Genomic DNA, 18,017 nt, shown 5'->3' on the forward strand with positions numbered 1-18,017 from the left:
CGACGCCGAATGTTTGGCCCACGTATGAGCCATACATCCGCATTCTCGCGATATGATTTGTCCGAGCTTTGCATTTCGTTTGCCCTCTCATCTTGTAGAGGGCGCAGGGAAAGCCGGGTGCCGATCGCACCCGTGGGCCCGGTGCAACAAAAAGCACCGGGGTAGGACCACAGGTGTAACCGGAAACAACCCGGCTTTCCCTGCGCGATGGGTTACGGCTTATACGTGCTCTCCCCGGTGAGACTGGGCTTGCTTGTCACCGCCGTCAGCAAGAGACCTCAGTCTCTTGTGACAGGACACCTGCCACTAGGGCGGCAGGCCTGCACGATTTCGCCGTCCGCCACCTGCCACGATCGTCCATCGCGACATCGGCGTCCACCGCATCCCACCGCGCGTTCGTGACGATCGCGAGCGTCCCTCAATCGGGTGAGACGGACAAATCTATAGCACTGAGTTGCCCTTCTGAAAATCGGAATATTTCGCTAGGAAGGCCTTGACAGGTTTTGATGAGTTGCCCGTCGTCACGTCGCGACGTCCACATCGCGCGCAGCTCGGCGCTTACCAGAATGGTATTTGTGCCTTGGCGGTTGCGGTCCACGTCCTGGTGTCGCTGCCGATCCCGCCATATTGGGCACCTACCGCGATGGTCGCTCCGCTGCCAAGCTTTGCACCGAGACCGCCGGTCAGGCGAGCCGACCAACCCTGCAGCAGCGGCGTCGAGGCCAGCGGCACACCGCCCGTCGCGGCAATGTCGGCGGCATCATCCTGCGTGAAGTAGTAGTCGCCATAGAGCCCGAGATAGGGCACGAGCAGAACCTCATCCGCCCAGCTCAGCGGATAGGACATCTTGACGCCGCCCGATGCCCGGCCGGTGCCGAAATCGTGTTCCGCCTGCTGCGTGCCAAGCGAATCGACATAGGCATTCTCTCTTTCCCAAAGCGCATAGACCTTGGCCGACGGTTCGATGAAGAATCCTGCTGTCTTGTAATTGCCGGTCAGGCCGGTCGAAACCATCCAGCGCTGGCCGTTGAAATTGCCCTGCGCGGTGCCGGCTGTGCCGTCATAGCCGATACCGGAATAGGCTGCGGACAGATCGTAGAGCAGCGTCGGCAGGATCTTCCAGCCCATATAGGCGCCAACCGTCCAGCCGTCGCCGGTCAGCTTGCCGTTGATGTCCTGCTCCGTGTAGTTGAACGTCTCATAGCCGCCGAGCATGCCGACCACGAAGTTGGGCCGCAGCTTGTAGGTCAGTCCCATGATCGTATTCAGTTGCAGGCCGTGCAGCGTCGATTGGGACACGAGCGAACCTGCCGGTGTCGCCGCTGCTGCCCACCTGTCGACGCCGGCGCCGCGAACGTCGATCCAGAACAGCCAATCCTTCTCTTCATGAAACGTCTTCGGCGGCGCTTTCTTCGCCGCCTGCTGATCGATCGCCGCAAACGCATCGTCGATCCGTGAGGACTTCCGCTCGCGGCCGGATCGGCCATCCGGGCCTAGAATCCCGCCGCTGTTGCCCGAGCCCGGCGCGGTCGTTGTTTTGGTCTGGCCGCCCTGGTCATCCTCGCTGGCCGCGAACTGATCGGCCGCAAAATTGAACCGCACCCCCGACTGCGAGGGCGTGACGAACACGCCCCCGTTGCCGAAGGCGTCCGAGATCGCATCGTCGATCGCGCCGGAAATCGCCTGTCCGGAGCTTTGTGCCACCATGCGTGTGACGTTGAGCTGCAGGGCGCGCAGCCTCACGCTGTCGACGGGGATATTGACCGTCTGCGCGAGTGCCGGCGAGCTGCTGGGTCCGAAGGTGGCGTTGCCGGCATAGCGCGCGGTGATCGTGTGGCTTCCCGTCGTCAGCGTCGACGTGGTGAAGGCGGCAGCGCCGGAGGACAAAGCCGCGGTCCCGAGCAACGCGCCGCCATCGCTGAACGTCACGTTCCCGGCCGGCGTTGCGCCGCCCGCGCTCACGGTCGCCGTGAACGTGACCGGTTGTCCAAAGCTGCTCGGATTCAGCGACGAGGTGATCCCGACCGTGGTCGCAATGACGCCGACCCCAAGCGTGAAGCTTGCCGTTGCGGACGAGCCGAGGCTGTCGGTGACGGTCACGGTGTAGCTTCTCGCTGCGGCCGGCGCCGTTGGGGTGCCGCTGATCGTCCCGTTCGCGGCGTTGACCGTGAGGCCCGTGGGCAGTGTCGGCGAAACGGCGTAGCTCAAGGGCGCAGTGCCACCGGAGCCGGTCACCGGCACGAAGCTGGCGGCCTGGTTCACCGGCAGCAGCGTTGATGCGACGGCCGTGATCGCGGTCACGGGACCGCTGATGATCAGGCCAAAGGTCGCGGTCGCAGTCGCGCCGTTGGCGTCGGTCACCGTCACCGTATAGCTCGTGGTTGCACTCGTGACGGTCGGCGTGCCGGTGACCGCGCCGGTGCTCATGTTCAGGCTAAGGCCCGCGGGCAGGATTGGCGAGACGCTGTAGGACAATGGCGCGGTGCCGCCGCCGCCGGTCACGGGCGTAAAGCTGGTCGCGGGCCGGTTCTCCGTCAGCGTCGTGGAGGCGACCGCCTGGGTCGCCGTCACCGCGCCATTGACCGCCAGGCTGAACGTGTTGGTGGCGGTCGCGCCGTGGGCGTCCGTCACCGTGACTGTGTAGGCCCTCGCTGCGCTTGTCGCCGTGGGCGTGCCGGTGATCGCGCCGGTGGATGAGCTGAAGCTGACGCCCGCAGGCAACGCCGGAGATACGCTGTAGGTCAGCGGCGCGGTCCCGCCCGCACCCGTCACCGGCGTGAAGGAGGTCGCGGCCTTGTTCTGCGTCAGGGTCGTTGATGCGATCGCCTGGGTCGCGGTGACCCCGCCATTGACGGTCAGGCTGAAGCTGGCCGTCGCGGTCGCGCCGTTCGCATCGGTCACCGTCACGGTGAAGCTCGTGGCGGCACTTGTCGCGGTGGGCGTGCCGGTGACGGCGCCGGTGCTCGTGTTCAGGCTGAGGCCCGCGGGCAGGATCGGCGAGACGCTGTAGGTCAGGCTGCCGGTACCGCCGCCGCCGGTCACCGGCGTGAAGGATGTCGCGGCCCTGTTCTGCGTCAGCATCGTCGAGGCTATCGCCTGGGTCGCGGTCACCGCGCTGTTGACGGTCAGGCTGAAATTCGCGGTTGCCGTGGTGCCATTGGCGTCGGTCACCGTGACGGTATAGCTGGTGGCCGCACTCACCGCGGAAGGCGTGCCGGTGACGGCGCCGGTCGACGGGCTGAAGCTGAGGCCCGAAGGCAGGCTTGGCGAGACGAGGTAGGTCAACGGTGCGGTTCCGCCGCCTCCGGTCACCGGAGTAAAGGACGTTGCCGCCTTGTTCTGCGTCAACGAGGTGGATGCGATCGCCGTGGTTGCCGAAAGAGCACCATTGACGGTCAAACTAAAGCCCGCGGACGCGGTTGCGCTGTCGGTGTCGGTCACCGTGACGGTATAGCTCGTGGTCGAGACCGACGCACTAGGCGTGCCGGAAATGGCGCCGGTGGCGCTGTTCAAATTGAGCCCCGGCGGGAGGCTCGGCGAGATGCTGTAGGTCAGGCTGCCGGTGCCGCCGCCGCCGGTCACCGGAGTGAAGGGCGTTGCGGCGTGGTTCTGGGTCAGCATCGTTGATGCGATCGACTGGGTCGCCGTCACAGCCGGGTTCACAGTGAGCGTGAAGCTGTTGGCGGCGGTCGCGCCGTTGATGTCTGTCACCGTGACCGTATAGCTCGTGGCCGCACTCGTTCCGGTCGGCGTGCCGGTGATGGCGCCGGTCGAGGTGCTGATGCTGAGGCCCGCGGGCAAGCTCGGTGAGATGCCGTAGGTCAGGCTGCCGCTGCCGCCGGCGCCGGTCACCGGCGTAAAGGACGTTGCGGCGTGGTTCTGGGTCAGCATCGTTGATGCGATCGATTGGGTCGCCGTCACGGCGGAGTTCACAGTGAGCGCAAAGCTGTTGCTGGCGGTCGCATTGTTGACGTCCGTCACTGTGACCGTATAGCTCGTGGCCGCACTCGTCCCGGTCGGCGTGCCGGTGATGGCGCCGGTCGAGGGGCTGAGGCTGAGGCCCGCGGGCAGGCTCGGCGAGATGCTGTAGGTGAGGCTGCCGGTGCCGCCACCGCCAGTCACCGGCGTAAACGGCGTTGCGGCCCGGTTCTGCGTCAGCGTCCTGGACGGGATCGACTGCGCCGCCGTCACCGCAGGGTTCACCGTGAGCGTGAAGCTGTTCGAGGCCGTCGAGCCGTTGCTGTCAGTCACCGTCACCGTGAAGCTGCTCGCGGCATGGGTCACCGCCGGCGTGCCGGTGATGGCGCCGCTGCTTGAATTGATCGAGAGACCCGACGGCAGTGTCGGCGAGATGCTGTAAACGAGTGGCGCCGTGCCGCCGCTGCCAGTCACCGGCGTGAAGCTCGTCGCCGCATGGTTCTGTGTCAGGGCCATGACCGCGATCGACTGCGTCGCGACGACCGCGGGGTTAACCGTGAGCGAGAAGGTGTTGCTCGCGGTCTGGCTGTTGGCGTCCCTTACCGTCACCGTGAAACTGCTCGTGGCATGGGTCACGGCCGGCGTGCCGCTGACCGCGCCCGTGCTCGGGTCGAACGAGAGGCCGGTCGGCAGCGGCGGCGAGATGCCATAGGTGAGCGGCGCGGTGCCGCTACCGCCCGTCACCGGCTTGAAGCTGGTCGCGGTGACGTTCTGGGTCAGCGTTGCCGAAGCGATCGACTGGGCCGCCGTTACCGGTGCATTGACGACCTCGGGCAACGTCGACGAGGTGCTGGTCTGAAAGTTTGCGCTTCCGCTGAAAACGGCCACGATGGAATGGCTCCCGGCGGGAAGCGCGGTCGTGCAGGTTGCCTGACCGTTCGAAACGGTTTGTGCGCCGCAACCCGAAATGACGCTGCTGTCGCTCTTGAATGCGACGGTCCCCTCGTTGACCGTGCCGGTGCTCGTCACCGTTGCGGTGAACGTCTCGGTCTCGGGAAAGGTCGCCGGATTGACTGAGCTGGCGACAGTGGTCGTCGTCGCAGGCGCCTGGCTGATCGTAATGGGGATGACGATCGCCTGATTGCCTCCCGTGTTCCCTGGCGTGGTGTCGATGTAGACCGTTACCGAGTCGCTCGTCACCGACGTCGAACTCACGGACACCGTATAATAGGTATTGAGTGAAGGATTGCCCGCGTTACAACCGCCTGGAGCGACGGTTTGAAAGTTACAAGGAAGATAAGTGAACGTATACGTCGCGCCGCTGGTGCCGGTGACGGTAAAGCTCGAAAAATCTGCTGTGCTTCCGGCGCTCGGCAGCAAGCCGTAGTCATAGAGGTCGCACGTATTGCCGTCACTGTCGGTGTTTAAACCTCCGCCCACCAAGATCAGCCCCGGGGTGGCCGCGGCGCTCGAAAATGCCAACGGGGTCGGCGAGACGCATTGATTCCAGTTGAACGCCAATGCCTGCGTTGGAGAAAACAGCGACAGCAGCAGGACAAGCCCGGCGATCCACGCGCCGATCCTGGCGATATTGGCGCCGCTGGCAAATCCGCCGTCCCGAGCAACGCTTTCGCCGCCCATCAAACGCGACATTGGTGCACTTAAAGTTTCAAGTAAAAAATGCAAAACACTCCAAGCTTGAGTACCAGCCCGCTACCGTGACGAATAGGCGCACCAGCGGTTTTTCTGGAACAGTTGTCGATCTGCCACAGACGCCGAGCTGTGGAGAGCGCCTGACCGATCTCGGCACCGAGGTGCGAACGCGGCAGCGCTCATCGCAAATTCCCATTCCGCGCACGCGCGACATCGCCGGACGGGAGAGAGTGCTCTCGAACAATTGTTTACGGTTCGTGTCACCGCCGGAACTTCCCGGCCCTCCATCGTGTTGAGCATTAGTGCCCAGAACTCGATGTAGGTAGAGGACGAAGATGCTGAAGGCAGCCGGCAGATCGGCCATGCTGGCGTTCGTCGGGATTGTCGCCGGAACGCTCGCGGTCAATGGAGCCCATGCGGCCCGTGGCGGGGGTGGTTTCCACGGCGGCGGTGGCGGTGGCTTTCATGGCGGTGGTGGTGGCGGCTTCCATGGCGGCGGCGGTGGCGGCTTCCATGGCGGCGGCGGCTTCCACGCGGGCGGTTTCCGTGGCGGTGGTGGCGGCTTCCACGGCGGTGGTTTCCATGGCGGTGGTTTTCATGCTGGCGGGCTTCGTGCCGGCGGCTTCCACGGCGGCGGCTTTCACACCATTCATGCTGCGCCGCGAACGGGCCGCAGCTTCGGTGCGCGTCAATTCCCGTCACACGCTAATGTCCATGCTCCGGCCATCTCGCACGGCGCTGTCGCCGCCCATCATGCGCCCTCGGCCGCCGTAATGCGGCACAACGCCAGCGTCATCGGCCACTCCTTGTCCTCCCGTCAGATCAGAACCGCACTGCACCGGCCGGGCGGCCTGCGAAACCCGATAGCGCGTGCCGCCATCACGACCGCGGCTGCCGGAGCGGCGTGGAGCCATTTCCATGGCGGCGGATGGGGACGCCATCCCCATGGCGGCTACGGCTGGGTCGGTCCGGTGTTCTGGCCCTACGCCTATTATGATCTCTACGACTACACCTGGTGGGGCTCGGACTATGATCCGCTGTTCTGGGACTACGGCTACGGCGATCTCTACGCCGGCCTGTTCGCGCCCTATGGCTACGACGCCTTGAGCGGATATGCGGATTATCTGCCCGGCCGCGGCGGATCGCGGCAGCCGAGCGGCTCCAGCGGCGGTGGTCAAACAACAGCTCTCGCAGATATGTGCGGCAGCGATAGCCGCGACATCGCCGGTTTCCCGATCGAGCAATTCCGCAGCACCATCCAGCCCAATGCCGAGCAGAGTGCCGCGCTCGACGACCTCGCGAACGCCTCTCAGAAGGCTTCCGAAATCATTCTGAACTCATGTCCGAAGGACATCGCACTGACCGCACCGAGCCGCCTCGCCGCGATGCAACAGCGTGTCCAGGCCATGCGGGACGCCGTCGATACCCTGAAGCCGGCGATGGACAAGTTCTATGGTCTGCTCAGCGACGAGCAGAAGGCCAAAGTCACCGCGCTAGTGGACGATCAGCGGCGGTCGCGGAACGGTGGCGCGGAGCAGCAGAAAGTCGCTGATACCGGTAGCTGCAACGCCGGACCGACAGCTACCGCGCCGTGGCCAGGCGACATCATCGCGAGCAAGGTGAAGCCGACCGAGGCTCAGCAAGCAAGCCTGAAAGATCTTCAGGACGCGGCAGCGAAGGCGCAGGACATCCTGAAATCATCCTGCTCACCGGCAGACGCGCGCACGCCACCGGCGCGGCTTGCGGCCGCCGAAGCACGGCTGGATTCCATGCTTCAGGCGATCGGGACGGTTCGTCCTGCGCTCGACAAGTTCTACGGCTCGCTGACCGATGAGCAGAAGGCTGCGTTCGACGCGATTGGTCCCGAACAAAACGGATCGAAGACGGCGATGGCCACTGATACTGACGAGGCGCCGCGCGCACATCATCATCGGCACCATCGTTACGGGCTCAATGTCCCGCGCATGGTCTTCCGGATGATGGGGCTGTGAGGCGTGACGCGCAGGGTGGGTAACACCGTCATTGCGAGCGAAGCGAAGCAATCCATCCGTCCACGCGCGTTGATAGATGGATTGCTTCGTCGCTTCGCTCCTCGCAATGACGATGCAATCTGAGGCCGAACGTCCAGGGTTCGCATTCGTCACTGTTGCGCATCCGGTTGACGAGCTTGCCGAGCTGAGGGGCTGCGATGGTGACGATGTCGTCGGGCTTGTGGGTAAAGCCCTCGCCCTTTGTGTCGCGATCCTTGACCGGCGCGAACATGGTGCCGAGGAACAGCGCGAAACCATCGGGATATTGATGCACAGCCCCGATGGTCTGGGCGACGAGATCGGTGGGGTCGCGGCTGATCTTGCTGATCGAGGAATGGCCCTCGAGCACGAATCCATCGGCGCCCTTCACCGTCAGGCCGACATCCATCTTGCGCACGTCATCCAGTGAAAACGTCTGGTCGAACAGCCGCAGCAGCGGGCCGATCGCGCAGGAGGCGTTGTTGTCCTTGGCTTTCGACAGCAGCAGCGCCGAGCGGCCCTCGAAGTCGCGCAAATTGACGTCGTTGCCGAGCGCGGCGCCGACGATCTGGCCTGTGCTCGAGACCACCAGCACCACCTCCGGCTCCGGATTGTTCCAGGTCGATTTCGGATGCAGCCCGGCGTCCATGCCTGTGCCGACCGAAGACAATGTTGGCGCCTTGGTGAACACTTCGGCGTCCGGGCCGATGCCTACTTCCAGATACTGGCTCCAGGCGTTCTGCTCGATCAACACCTGCTTCAGCTTGATCGCTTCCGCCGAGCCCGGCTTCAGCTTCGAGAAATCGTCGCCGACCAGGCGCACAACCTCCTTGCGGATCGCCTCGGCCGAGGACGGATTGCCGCGCGCCCGCTCCTCGATCACGCGTTCCAGCATCGAGATGGCGAAGGTGACACCGGCGGCTTTCAGCACCTGCAGGTCAACCGGCGCCAGCAGCCAGGGCCTTGTCGCGTCGCGACCGTCGGGCGGCGTGTTGGCAAGGATGTCAGCGAGGTCGCCGATCCGCTCGCCTTTGGCTGCACGCAGCGCGGCCGCCGGATCGGGCTCCTCGCACAGCGCGCTGACCGTCGGGAAATGCGCGGTCACGTCGAACAGGCCATCACGGCGCGCCGCCATCACGGCCGGACCGCCGGCCTGTGGCAGCCAGACCCGCCCGGCCAGCGTGCCATCGGTGCCATCTGCCGGCAGTACGTCGTTTGGCGTGAGCGTGATCATCGGTTTCTCCCTTTTGCTCTTGTCGGCGCTTGTTAGCACAGTCCCGACAGCCCTGTGAAACGGCCGTCATCGCGATGTCACACGAAGGTAACACGGGCCGTCAATGCTCCCGGCGCGATCCAAATTTCATGGAAAGACGGATTCATGGCTGCCTCCGCCCCCACCCACGAAGCCTTGAGCGACCAAGCCTTAGGCGACAGACCCTTAAGCGACGAAGCCTTGCGTGACGAGGCCCTGCGCGCGCGCATCCACCAGGAGATGGCCGACAGCCTCGACGAGGAACTCGAACTCGAGCTCGACGACAACAGGCTCGACGACCTCGACCATGAGACGGGGCCGGCGCTCGACCGCAAGCTTTATTTCCGCGAGCTGCTGCGGCTGCAGGGCGAACTGGTGAAGCTGCAGGACTGGGTGCACCACGAGAAGAAGAAGGTCGTCGTGCTGTTTGAGGGACGCGATTCCGCCGGCAAGGGCGGCGTCATCAAGCGCATCACCCAGCGCCTCAACCCGCGCATCTGCCGTGTCGCGGCGCTGCCGGCGCCAAGCGAGCGCGAACGCACGCAATGGTACTTCCAGCGCTACGTCGCGCATCTGCCGGCCGGCGGCGAGATCGTGCTGTTCGACCGCAGCTGGTACAACCGCGCCGGCGTCGAGAAGGTGATGGGGTTCTGCACCGAGGAGCAGTATCAGGAGTTCTTCAAGTCGGTGCCGGAATTCGAGCGCATGCTGATCCGCTCCGGCACCATCCTGGTGAAATACTGGTTCTCGATCACCGACGAGGAACAGCAGTTCCGCTTCACCATGCGAATCCAAGACCCGCTCAAGCAGTGGAAGCTGAGCCCGATGGACGTCCAGGCGCGCAGCCGCTGGGAGCAGTACACCAAGGCCAAGGAGACGATGCTGGAGCACACGCATCTGCCTGATTCACCGTGGTGGATCGTCGACGCCGTCGACAAGAAGCGCGCCCGGCTCAACTGCATCTCGCATCTGCTGGACCAGATCCCCTATCAACAGGTTGAGCACGCGTCGGTCACGCTGCCGGCGCGGGTGCACAACCCGGACTATCACCGCGGCCCGGTCCCGCCAGACATGTACGTGCCGACGAAGTTCTGATCTTCTCCCTCTCCCCGCTCTTCGCGGGGTCGAGACGAGCGAAGCTCGCTCTTAGAGGGTTGGGGTGAGGGGCTGCCTCCACGAACACGGCGAGAGATGTACTCGCGGAGAGTCCCCCTCACCCGAATTCGAGCGTTGCTCGAATTCGACCTCTCCCCGCAAGCGGGGCGAGGTGACGAGATAAGCATCACCTCGCCTACTAATGGCGCAGGCTGGTACACTTGCTGCCGTCAGACGCCGACGCTAGGCTTCCCCGATTTGGTGCAGGGAGGCCTTGGTGACTCAATCCGACGATGTGAAGATTTCAGAAGACCGCCGCGACGCGCTGCGTTATGCGCTCGGGATCGGCGGTGGCGCCGCGCTCGCCGCCGCGATGGCCACTCCGGCCTCGGCGCAGACGGCCGCCGACAACACGCTCGACCGCATCCGCGCCAACAAGGTGCTGCGCATCGCCGTGCTGCCGGGCGAGCTGCCCTATTTCAACAAGGATCTCGCCACCGGCACATGGTCCGGCTTCTCGATCGAGATGGCCAACGATTTGGCAAAACTGCTCGACGTCAAGCTGGAATATGTCGAGTCCACCTACGGCAACTCGATCCTCGACCTGCAGGCCAACAAGATCGATCTCGGCTTCGCGCTCAACCCGACCCCGCAGCGCGCGCTGGTGGTCGACTTCACCAACCTGGTGTTCCCGCATCCATTCGGCGCGATGCTGAAGAAGGGCCTGGAGGCCAAGACTTCAGAGATCAAGACATGGGCCGACATCAACAAGCCCGAGGTGAATATCGCGGTCGACGTCGGCTCGGCCAACGAGGCGGTCGCCCGGCGCTTTGCGCCCAACGCGACCATCAAGTCGCTGAAGTCGCGCGACGAGGTGATGCTGGAGATGTCGTCGGGCCGCGTCGACGTCGTCGTCAACGCGCTGGTGCTCGGCCTGACCGCGATCGCCAAGAACCCGAATCTCGGCACCTACAAGATCCTGACCTCGCCGTCGGTGACGATCGCGAGCGGCATGGCGGTGCGCCGCGAGCCCGACAAGCACTGGCGCGATTTCCTGTCGGTGTGGGTCGACTACAACCGCGGCATCGGCCAGATGCGCGAATGGTTCGTCAAGGGACTGGCGCTCAGCGGCGTCAAGCCCGAGGACGTGCCGGTGGAGTTGAATATTTGATGTGAGAGCCTGCTCTCTCTCCCGCTCTTGCGGGGGACGGCCGGGGTGGGGGTGCCGCCCCGAGTCAGAATCTTCAAGTGGAGAAAGCCCCCACCCGCCGCGCTTCGCGCAGCGACCTCCCCCGCAAGCGCAGGGCTATCGCATGTGGCCGAGGAGTTCAAAAAGGAAGGCATCGTTCCATCCGGCGCGTTTGAGCTTGCCGCGCAGGGAGACTGTGGTGTCTGGGTGAGCCTGGGCGACGTTGAGGGCCAGGCGGCGAAGCACGGCCAGATTGGCCGGTCCGTTGTCTTTGCGATTGCGAGCAAGATCCTCGTCGAGGGTGACGTCGAGCGGCCAGTGAAGGCTATTTTCGATGCCCCAATGAGCGCGGACGATGCGCAGGACCTCTTTGCGGCTATAGGGGCGGCTCATCAGGAAGTAGCGCTCGACCGTGTCGTCCTGGCCCCGCTTGCTGGTGATGCGGGCAACAGCTTTGAGGCCTGGAAAGTCGTGCTTCCTGGCCATGTCGGGAGCCGGTGCAACGAGAGCAACACGCTTTTCGTTGCGTCCATGTTCAGCGTCTTTGGTGGTGAGCGAGGTCTTGCCCTTGCGTTTGGCGGCGCGGATTGCGGCTTTGGCATCCTCCAACAGAGTAGGCTGGTTCGCCTTCACCGCCAGCACGTAGTCGCCGCCCCGTTCCACGATCGCCTTGGCCATCGCGCGGTGGCAATGCAGGGCGTCGGCTGTGACCACGCAGCCCTTGAGCTGCAGAAGCGCAAGCAACTGCAGGGCGCCATCGGCTTCGTTGTTGTTCGGCGCCAGCACATTGGCGAGCGCCATGCGCGTCTGCGCCGCCCAGGCGGTCACCATCACCGGCGGCATGTGGCTCTTGCCGCGTTCGTAGCCGCGCCGCAACGCTTTGCCGTCGAGCGCGATCACCCCGCGTGGCCGCTTGATCTTCGCGCCTTGCGCAAAGGCCTTCATGAAGCGCCGAAACGCGACCTCAAACGCCTTCGGGTCAAGCATCCGGAACACCCGACTGAATGTGTCGTGGCTCGGCAGACCGTTCTTAAGCTCCAGCACATCCTGCCAAAGATAGGCCTTCATCCGGGCAAACAGCGCCATGTCGGTGCAACTCGTCGCCCCGCACAGCGTCGCCATCAGCGCGAGGAACAATATCTCGGTCAGGTCATGCAGCGCGTTGTCGGCCCGCGGGTCGGGCAACTCCGAAAAGCATTCCGCAAATCTCTGCATCGGCTGCTCCCTCAAGATCAGGAGCTATCCTCAGAATCCTTTTCTTCCGATTTGGCAACTACTTGCAGGCACGCACATGCGATTCCCCTGCCCGCAAGCGGGAGAGGTGAACTTTTGATGCGGCGGCAGCGTCGATCAGCTCACACCTTGTCGTAGGTCAGGCCGCGCTCCAGGTGCCGCGCCACCAGCGTCGACGGGAACAGGATCGCGAAATAGATCAGCGCCACGACCGTGTAGACCTCGAGCGGCCGGTAGGTGTCCGCATTGATCAGCGTCGCGTTGTAGACCAGATCGGGGACTGCGATGATCGACACCAGCGAGGTGTTCTTCAGTTGCGTCACCGACTGGTTGACATAGGGCGCCATCATCGGCTTCAGCGCCTGCGGCAGGATCACGAGCCGCATCAAGCGCCAGCCGCGGAAGCCGAGCGCCTTGGCGGCATCCCATTGCCCGACCGGTACACTCTCGATACTGCCGCGCACGATCTCCGCGTAGAACGCACCGCCATAGAGCGAGAGCACGCTGACGGCTGCGACATGCGCCGGAATGTTGACGCCGATCACCACCGGGAAGGCGTAGTAGAACCAGATGATCTGCACCAACAGCGGCGTGCAGCGGAACAATTCGATATAGGCGATCAGCAGCCAGTCAATGAAGGGAATGCGCCGCAAGCGCAGCATGCCGACGATCAGGCCGATCTGCGATCCCAGGATGATGGTGCCGATCGTGTAGGCGATGGTCCAGCCGAGCCCGAGCCAGAACAGATGACTGTATTTGGCAAGGATCCCAAAATCCCAAACGTAGTTCATCCTGCCTCTCGGTTACATCGGCCGATGTGATGTTCAAACATCGCAGGCGGGCTGGCAGAAGTCACGCGCTATAGCGGCTCGGCGAAACCGCGCGCGCATCGAATGACGACTGATCGACGGCGCCCAGCGCGACGACGTCTGCGCCAACGCCGATGCGATCACATCAAGGTCAGCCCGCCATCGACCGGCAGCATGGAGCCGGTGACATGGCCCGCTTCCGGCGACAGCAGGAACGCGACCACGGCGGCGACCTCGTCGGCCTGGGCCAGTCGCTGCATCGGATTGGCTTTTGCCACCCGCTCCCAGGTCTGCGGATCCAGCGCGCCGACCAGCCCGGGATCCTTCTGCGTGTAACCCGGCATCACGGCGTTGGCGGTGGCGCCTGAGGGCGCAAGCTCGATCGCCAACGACTTGACCAGCACTTCGAGCGCGGCCTTGGCCGCGGCCGATCCGGGATAGGTGGCGCCGGGCACGAAACGATGCGGCCCGAAGCTCGAGACCGCGACCACGCGCCCGTGCGCGTTACGGGTGAGATCAGGCAGCGCAGCGGCCGCCATCTCGTGGAATGCTGCCGCCATCACGGCAAAGGCGCGCTCCAGGCCTTCACGCGGCAGGCTGGCAAAATCGCGCCGGTCGGCAAAGCCCGCGGCGTGCACGATGGTATCGACCGGCCCGAACGCGGCGCGCGCCGCATTGACGAGTTCGGCGCCGGTGCCGGCCGCGGCCAGATCGCCGGTGCGATATTCGACTTTTGCGCCCTTGCTTCGGCAGGCTTCTGCAACAGATGCCAGCCGTTCGCGCCCGGCGGCTTCGGCGCCCCGTCCGTGCAGCATCAGGCACTGATCGGGGCCGGCCAGCCGCCGTACAACCGCAGCACCGATGCCGGAGCCGCCTCCCGTGATGATTGAAACTCGCATGAACCGCGTGAGATGAGCTGCTTGCCGAGGATTTTGGACTATAGGTTCGGCGTCACGAAATGCAAACCGGGATCACAATCCCGCGCGGACGCCGGGCGCCGCAATACGCCATTCACATGCGCAACCTATAGTTGACAACGGCTGCGAAAGTACCATTTTCAGCCGGGACGCGCACCGAGGCCGGGCTCGAGCGCGGGCGGGAAGCGGCAGCAGGGGCATGGCGGCGAACGGCGCGAAAACCATATCGACCCGCGGGGAGCGGCTGATCGCGGCCATGGAGATGCGTGGCATGCGCAAGCAGCATGCGCTGGCGCACGCGCTCGGCGTCAACGAGAGCACCGTCACGCGCTGGATCAAAAACGGGCCGATGTCGCTGGAGAGCGCAATCGCGCTCTGCCAGGCACTAGATATGTCGCTGGACTGGTTTCTTGCCGGTCACGGATCAATCGACCGGAACGGCACCGCGTCTGCGCTGCCGCCGGCGGACGCGCGGCTGTGGTCCTCGTTCAGGAAGTTCGAAGCCAGCATGAGCACGCAATCGAGGTCGCTGCTGATCGATTTCATGGACTCGATGGTGCCGCGCTAGGGCGCGGTCGCGGCGATTGTCCGCCTCTTGTTCCGCCCCTTGCCCGCGGCGCAAGGACAATTTCGCCGCGTTGCCCTCCGCGCAACTAAAACGCGACAATATAGTTATAACACATCCTAAGATTGAATCTCCCATAAGCTCCGACCAACGGTCGCAGAAACCCATGCTTGAAATTTAAGAGGATCGTCATGCCCACACCGATTACCATCAACGTGCGCAACAACAGCCCGACCCTTCAGAACTTCTTCTTCTTCCAGCAGCCGGCGGTCTACACCGGCGGGCAGGAAGTCTACACCAACAGCCTGTACACGCAGGCGCTGCTGCCTTACGCGACGTCGGGTGCCGTCCTGACGTTTTCGGTGGTGCTGCAGTTCTATGCGGGCGTTCAACAGCAGGTGAGCCCGCCGGTGATCGGCAAGCCGTCCGGACAATTGGCGGCCAGCCAACCGATCGGTCTGACGCCGGCCAGCGGCGGCGCGCAGACCAACAACACGACGACCATGACGGTCAATCCGTCGCTCGGCCTCTCGGTACCGGTCTCCACGTCCGGGCCGCAGACCGGCTCGTTCCGCATCATCACGCCGGTCTTCAATCCGGTGCTGACCAATTACAACGCCGGCTCGGCCGTGCAGACGCTGACCGGCGGCATCACGCTGTCGAACTTCGTGACCGCCCAGCCGAACACCAATCTGGACTGTCAGCCGGTCATCATCTTCTACGTCCAGACCGGCACCTACACGCCCGGCACGGTGATGAACTTCACGTCGTCATCGGCCACCGCCGCGCTCTGCAACGCAACGCCGGGATATTCGACCTTCAATGTCGTGTACAACGCGGACGGCACCTGGACGGTTACGCCCTTCGCGCTGGTTCGCGCTTTGGGGGGCGCATTTGAACTCGTCGAAGGTAACACCGCCACCAATGCCGAGATCCTGAACGAGGCGGGAACGGCCGTCATCGCGACCGGCTACGTCGCCGGAGGCAACTTCAATTCCCCGATCCTGGTGCAGAATCTGAACAACCCAGGGGCCATCAACATGCTCAGCGAGTATCAGGTCGGACCGATCGGCGGCCCGTATATCGGCACCATGTGCACCCAAAAGCTCGGAACCGCCGCGACGTTCTCCGCCTAGACCATGACCGGTTCTGACTGAATCAGGACCGGCAGGTGCGATCATGATGCGATGGCAGGACATCGCATCATGATCTTGTTGCTTGGCGTGATTGTCCGGGCGCCGAAGGCTACCGCCAGAAAACTACCGCCAAATTACCGCCAAATTACCGCCAGGGCTCGACGACGATCTTGGTGTGCGCCTCGGGATTGGCGAGGTCGGCAAACGCCTGCGCCACGCCGCCGATGCCGACGCGGCCGGTCACCAGCGATGCGGCATCAACCTGCCCTTCCGCGATCAGGCGCAGCGACCAGGCAAATTCCTCCGGCGTGTAGCCGAGCACGTATTGGACGTTCAGCTCCTTGACGATGCCGAGCATCGGCTCGGAATGATCGGTCTCCATGCAGACCCCGACCACGACGATTCGGGCGTGGCGCGGAGCCCCCTCGAACACCTGCTGCAACACGCCGGGAACGCCGACACATTCGAAGATCAGCGCGGGCTTCACGGCCGGCAACATCGCTTGCAAAGGTGGTCTCGCGGCCTTCTCTTCCGCCGTCATCTGCGCGTGCTCGGCCCAGCTCGCATAGGGCTGCGTCCTGGCGGGATCGATCACGACATCGGCGCCCATCTGCTCGGCGAGCCGGCGCCGCGCCGGCGAGTAATCGGCGGCGACGATCGGGCCGAGCCCTTTGATCTTCAGCGCGGCGATGACCGCGAGGCCCACCGGGCCGCAGCCGATCACTAGCGGCACCTCGCCACCCCTGATATTGGCCATCGCCACCGCATGCACGCCGACCGCGAGCGGTTCGGTCAACGCAGCGTGCTCGGCCGCAAGTCCGTTCGGCACTTCCAGCAGCAGGGCCTCGCTGAGCAGCATCTGCTCGGCATAGGCACCGAGATTGTCGTTGGAATAGCCGATGCCCTGCGGCCCCTGCGGCGTCACAAGCGTCGGCACCGAGCACACTTTTGTGCCGGGCTTCAGCCTGCGCGCGGTGTCCGGACCGTAATCAAGTATCTCGCAGCAGAACTCATGGCCGAACACGACGTCGCGGGACGGGTCCATCGGCTTGCGGCCGGGAAAGAATTTGGTCAATTCCGCCATGCGGTGAGCGTGCTTGCGCGCGTGCAGATCGGAACCACAGATACCGCAGGCCAGCGATTTGACCAGCACCTGGCCGGCGCCCGGCTTCGGCTCGGGCATGGTGCCGGCGACGATCTCGCCGTCCCTGAAGATGGCTGCGCGCATAATTCCTCCCCTGCTCTGTTTCCAGAACAGTAGCACGGCGGATCACAACGAATAGCGCATGGCACCCTTGCCGGCGCAGGATTGCGTCACGTTGGAAAACTCGCCTTCGAAGGTCGCTGCGACCGACCAGCCGTTGCGTCATTTGATCTCGGCAGAGGCCGTGGTCAGGGCCAAGGTCAGGTTGCTGGCGCCGCCGGCCTGAAATTTTGCATTTTGCAGCGTCACCGTGCCCGTGCCGACCGAACGGGAGTTGGTCACGACCGCCGTCGTCAAATCCACCAGCGTACCGCCGGAGTAGGTATTGATGCCCGACAGCTGAACGTTGGCACCGCTGGAGCCCGTATTGTTCAAGTGCAGGTTGCCGGCGCCGGTACCGTCCGCGATTACGCCCTGCAGATTGACCTGGGCGCCGTTCGCATCGACCGTGCCGCCCGCGGCATTGACGGCGATGGTGTTGGAGAAAGCGACGCTGGAGATCGTCGGCGCTTGCATCTGGAAGGTGCCGCCATTGAGCGTGATGGTGCCGCTGCCGACCGAATACGCATTCGTCGCCTGCACCGTTCCGGCCGAGATCAGCGTGCCGCCGGAATAGCCATTGGTACCAGCACGCTGGTGCCGAGCTGCTGTACCATCACGCCAGGCGTAATGCCGTCGTTGATGTTGGCGTTGATGGTGATGGTCTTGACAGGGACGTGGCCAGTGTCGTTCGCAAGGTTGATCAGGCCGCCGGTTGGCTGCGCGCCGGCGGTTGGGGACCAATTGCTTGCGGCTTGATAGTCGTCGGTGGCACCGGTCGATGTGAAGCTCTGCGCCTGCGCCGTGCCGCCCCACAGCGCGCCGGCAATTGCGGCGGCGACAAGCGCGGTGACCGCTCGTCGCGGACCTTGCTTAAACCGGCAAGTCAAAAGCCAATAAATGAAAAACACGACAACGCCCGGAAGCTCCGGCGCGCGCGGCACCGGTTACCTCAGCCTACCATGCGGTTTTCTGCAGTTTTGCGGATTGTTTCCGGA

Annotated in this window: 13 protein-coding genes; 5 read left to right on the top strand and 8 right to left on the bottom strand. The window is 64.2% G+C overall.

The window, feature by feature from the left end:
- Window positions 1–558 precede the first annotated feature (558 nt).
- Window positions 559–5,571 (bottom strand): putative Ig domain-containing protein, encoded by a 5,013-nt coding sequence (locus ACP2YO_RS32330; protein WP_426435187.1) that lies wholly within the window; start codon window positions 5,569–5,571, stop codon window positions 559–561.
- A 335-nt stretch (window positions 5,572–5,906) separates the two neighbouring features.
- Here ACP2YO_RS32330 and ACP2YO_RS32335 point away from each other — a divergent pair, with 335 nt between their 5' ends.
- Window positions 5,907–7,562: a Spy/CpxP family protein refolding chaperone gene (locus tag ACP2YO_RS32335; protein ID WP_426435188.1), complete on the top strand. Its 1,656-nt coding sequence runs from the start codon at window positions 5,907–5,909 to the stop codon at window positions 7,560–7,562.
- Between the two features lie 28 nt (window positions 7,563–7,590).
- Here ACP2YO_RS32335 and ACP2YO_RS32340 read toward each other — a convergent pair whose 3' ends face one another.
- A complete protein-coding gene (locus tag ACP2YO_RS32340; protein ID WP_426435189.1) occupies window positions 7,591–8,814 on the bottom strand; it encodes a fumarylacetoacetate hydrolase family protein in 1,224 nt (407 codons plus the stop codon).
- 258 nt (window positions 8,815–9,072) lie between these two features.
- On the opposite strand from ACP2YO_RS32340, the gene ppk2 reads away from it, so the two are divergent.
- Entirely contained in the window at window positions 9,073–9,927 is an 855-nt protein-coding gene (gene ppk2 / locus ACP2YO_RS32345) for a polyphosphate kinase 2 (RefSeq protein WP_426443367.1), read from the top strand.
- 277 nt (window positions 9,928–10,204) lie between these two features.
- Window positions 10,205–11,098 (top strand): transporter substrate-binding domain-containing protein, encoded by an 894-nt coding sequence (locus tag ACP2YO_RS32350; RefSeq protein WP_426435190.1) that lies wholly within the window; start codon window positions 10,205–10,207, stop codon window positions 11,096–11,098.
- Window positions 11,099–11,233: 135 nt separating this feature from the next.
- Here ACP2YO_RS32350 and ACP2YO_RS32355 read toward each other — a convergent pair whose 3' ends face one another.
- The 3 genes from ACP2YO_RS32355 to ACP2YO_RS32365 form a co-directional block, all read right to left on the bottom strand.
- Window positions 11,234–12,331 carry an ISAs1 family transposase gene (locus ACP2YO_RS32355; protein WP_426435191.1) on the bottom strand — a complete coding sequence of 366 codons (1,098 nt, stop codon included), beginning with the start codon at window positions 12,329–12,331 and terminating at the stop codon, window positions 11,234–11,236.
- A gap of 140 nt (window positions 12,332–12,471) precedes the next feature.
- Window positions 12,472–13,140, bottom strand: coding sequence for an amino acid ABC transporter permease (locus ACP2YO_RS32360; protein ID WP_426435192.1), 669 nt, complete (start codon window positions 13,138–13,140; stop codon window positions 12,472–12,474).
- A gap of 158 nt (window positions 13,141–13,298) precedes the next feature.
- The gene (locus tag ACP2YO_RS32365) at window positions 13,299–14,057 is read right to left on the bottom strand and encodes an SDR family NAD(P)-dependent oxidoreductase (protein WP_426435193.1); all 759 of its coding nucleotides are present in this window, start codon (window positions 14,055–14,057) and stop codon (window positions 13,299–13,301) included.
- Window positions 14,058–14,274: 217 nt separating this feature from the next.
- Here ACP2YO_RS32365 and ACP2YO_RS32370 point away from each other — a divergent pair, with 217 nt between their 5' ends.
- Both ACP2YO_RS32370 and ACP2YO_RS32375 read left to right on the top strand, forming a co-directional pair.
- Window positions 14,275–14,643, top strand: coding sequence for a helix-turn-helix domain-containing protein (locus tag ACP2YO_RS32370; RefSeq protein ID WP_426435194.1), 369 nt, complete (start codon window positions 14,275–14,277; stop codon window positions 14,641–14,643).
- A gap of 188 nt (window positions 14,644–14,831) precedes the next feature.
- Window positions 14,832–15,776, top strand: a complete 945-nt coding sequence (locus ACP2YO_RS32375) for a hypothetical protein (protein WP_426435195.1) — start codon at window positions 14,832–14,834, stop codon at window positions 15,774–15,776.
- Window positions 15,777–15,921: 145 nt separating this feature from the next.
- Here the strand turns inward: ACP2YO_RS32375 and ACP2YO_RS32380 are convergent, their stop codons facing one another.
- The 3 genes from ACP2YO_RS32380 to ACP2YO_RS32390 form a co-directional block, all read right to left on the bottom strand.
- A complete protein-coding gene (locus tag ACP2YO_RS32380) occupies window positions 15,922–17,004 on the bottom strand; it encodes a zinc-binding dehydrogenase (RefSeq protein ID WP_426435196.1) in 1,083 nt (360 codons plus the stop codon).
- 138 nt (window positions 17,005–17,142) lie between these two features.
- Window positions 17,143–17,562: a hypothetical protein gene (locus ACP2YO_RS32385; RefSeq protein ID WP_426435197.1), complete on the bottom strand. Its 420-nt coding sequence runs from the start codon at window positions 17,560–17,562 to the stop codon at window positions 17,143–17,145.
- Between the two features lie 14 nt (window positions 17,563–17,576).
- A complete protein-coding gene (locus tag ACP2YO_RS32390) occupies window positions 17,577–17,930 on the bottom strand; it encodes a hypothetical protein (RefSeq protein ID WP_426435198.1) in 354 nt (117 codons plus the stop codon).
- Window positions 17,931–18,017: the final 87 nt, after the last annotated feature.

Origin of the sequence: Bradyrhizobium genosp. P (genome assembly GCF_049949265.1) — a bacterium.
Classification (GTDB): domain Bacteria; phylum Pseudomonadota; class Alphaproteobacteria; order Rhizobiales; family Xanthobacteraceae; genus Bradyrhizobium.

Bases quoted from the DNA above. Each gene is read 5' to 3' on its own strand.
- ACP2YO_RS32365 (WP_426435193.1), bottom strand. From the start codon at position 14,057: ATGCGAGTTTCAATCATCACGGGAGGCGGCTCCGGCATCGGTGCTGCG.
- ACP2YO_RS32380 (WP_426435196.1), bottom strand. From the start codon at position 17,004: ATGCGCGCAGCCATCTTCAGGGACGGCGAGATCGTCGCCGGCACCATG.
- ACP2YO_RS32360 (WP_426435192.1), bottom strand. From the start codon at position 13,140: ATGAACTACGTTTGGGATTTTGGGATCCTTGCCAAATACAGTCATCTG.
- ACP2YO_RS32330 (WP_426435187.1), bottom strand. From the start codon at position 5,571: ATGTCGCGTTTGATGGGCGGCGAAAGCGTTGCTCGGGACGGCGGATTT.
- ACP2YO_RS32355 (WP_426435191.1), bottom strand. From the start codon at position 12,331: ATGCAGAGATTTGCGGAATGCTTTTCGGAGTTGCCCGACCCGCGGGCC.
- ACP2YO_RS32375 (WP_426435195.1), top strand. From the start codon at position 14,832: ATGCCCACACCGATTACCATCAACGTGCGCAACAACAGCCCGACCCTT.
- ppk2 (WP_426443367.1), top strand. From the start codon at position 9,073: ATGGCCGACAGCCTCGACGAGGAACTCGAACTCGAGCTCGACGACAAC.
- ACP2YO_RS32340 (WP_426435189.1), bottom strand. From the start codon at position 8,814: ATGATCACGCTCACGCCAAACGACGTACTGCCGGCAGATGGCACCGAT.
- ACP2YO_RS32370 (WP_426435194.1), top strand. From the start codon at position 14,275: ATGGCGGCGAACGGCGCGAAAACCATATCGACCCGCGGGGAGCGGCTG.
- ACP2YO_RS32335 (WP_426435188.1), top strand. From the start codon at position 5,907: ATGCTGAAGGCAGCCGGCAGATCGGCCATGCTGGCGTTCGTCGGGATT.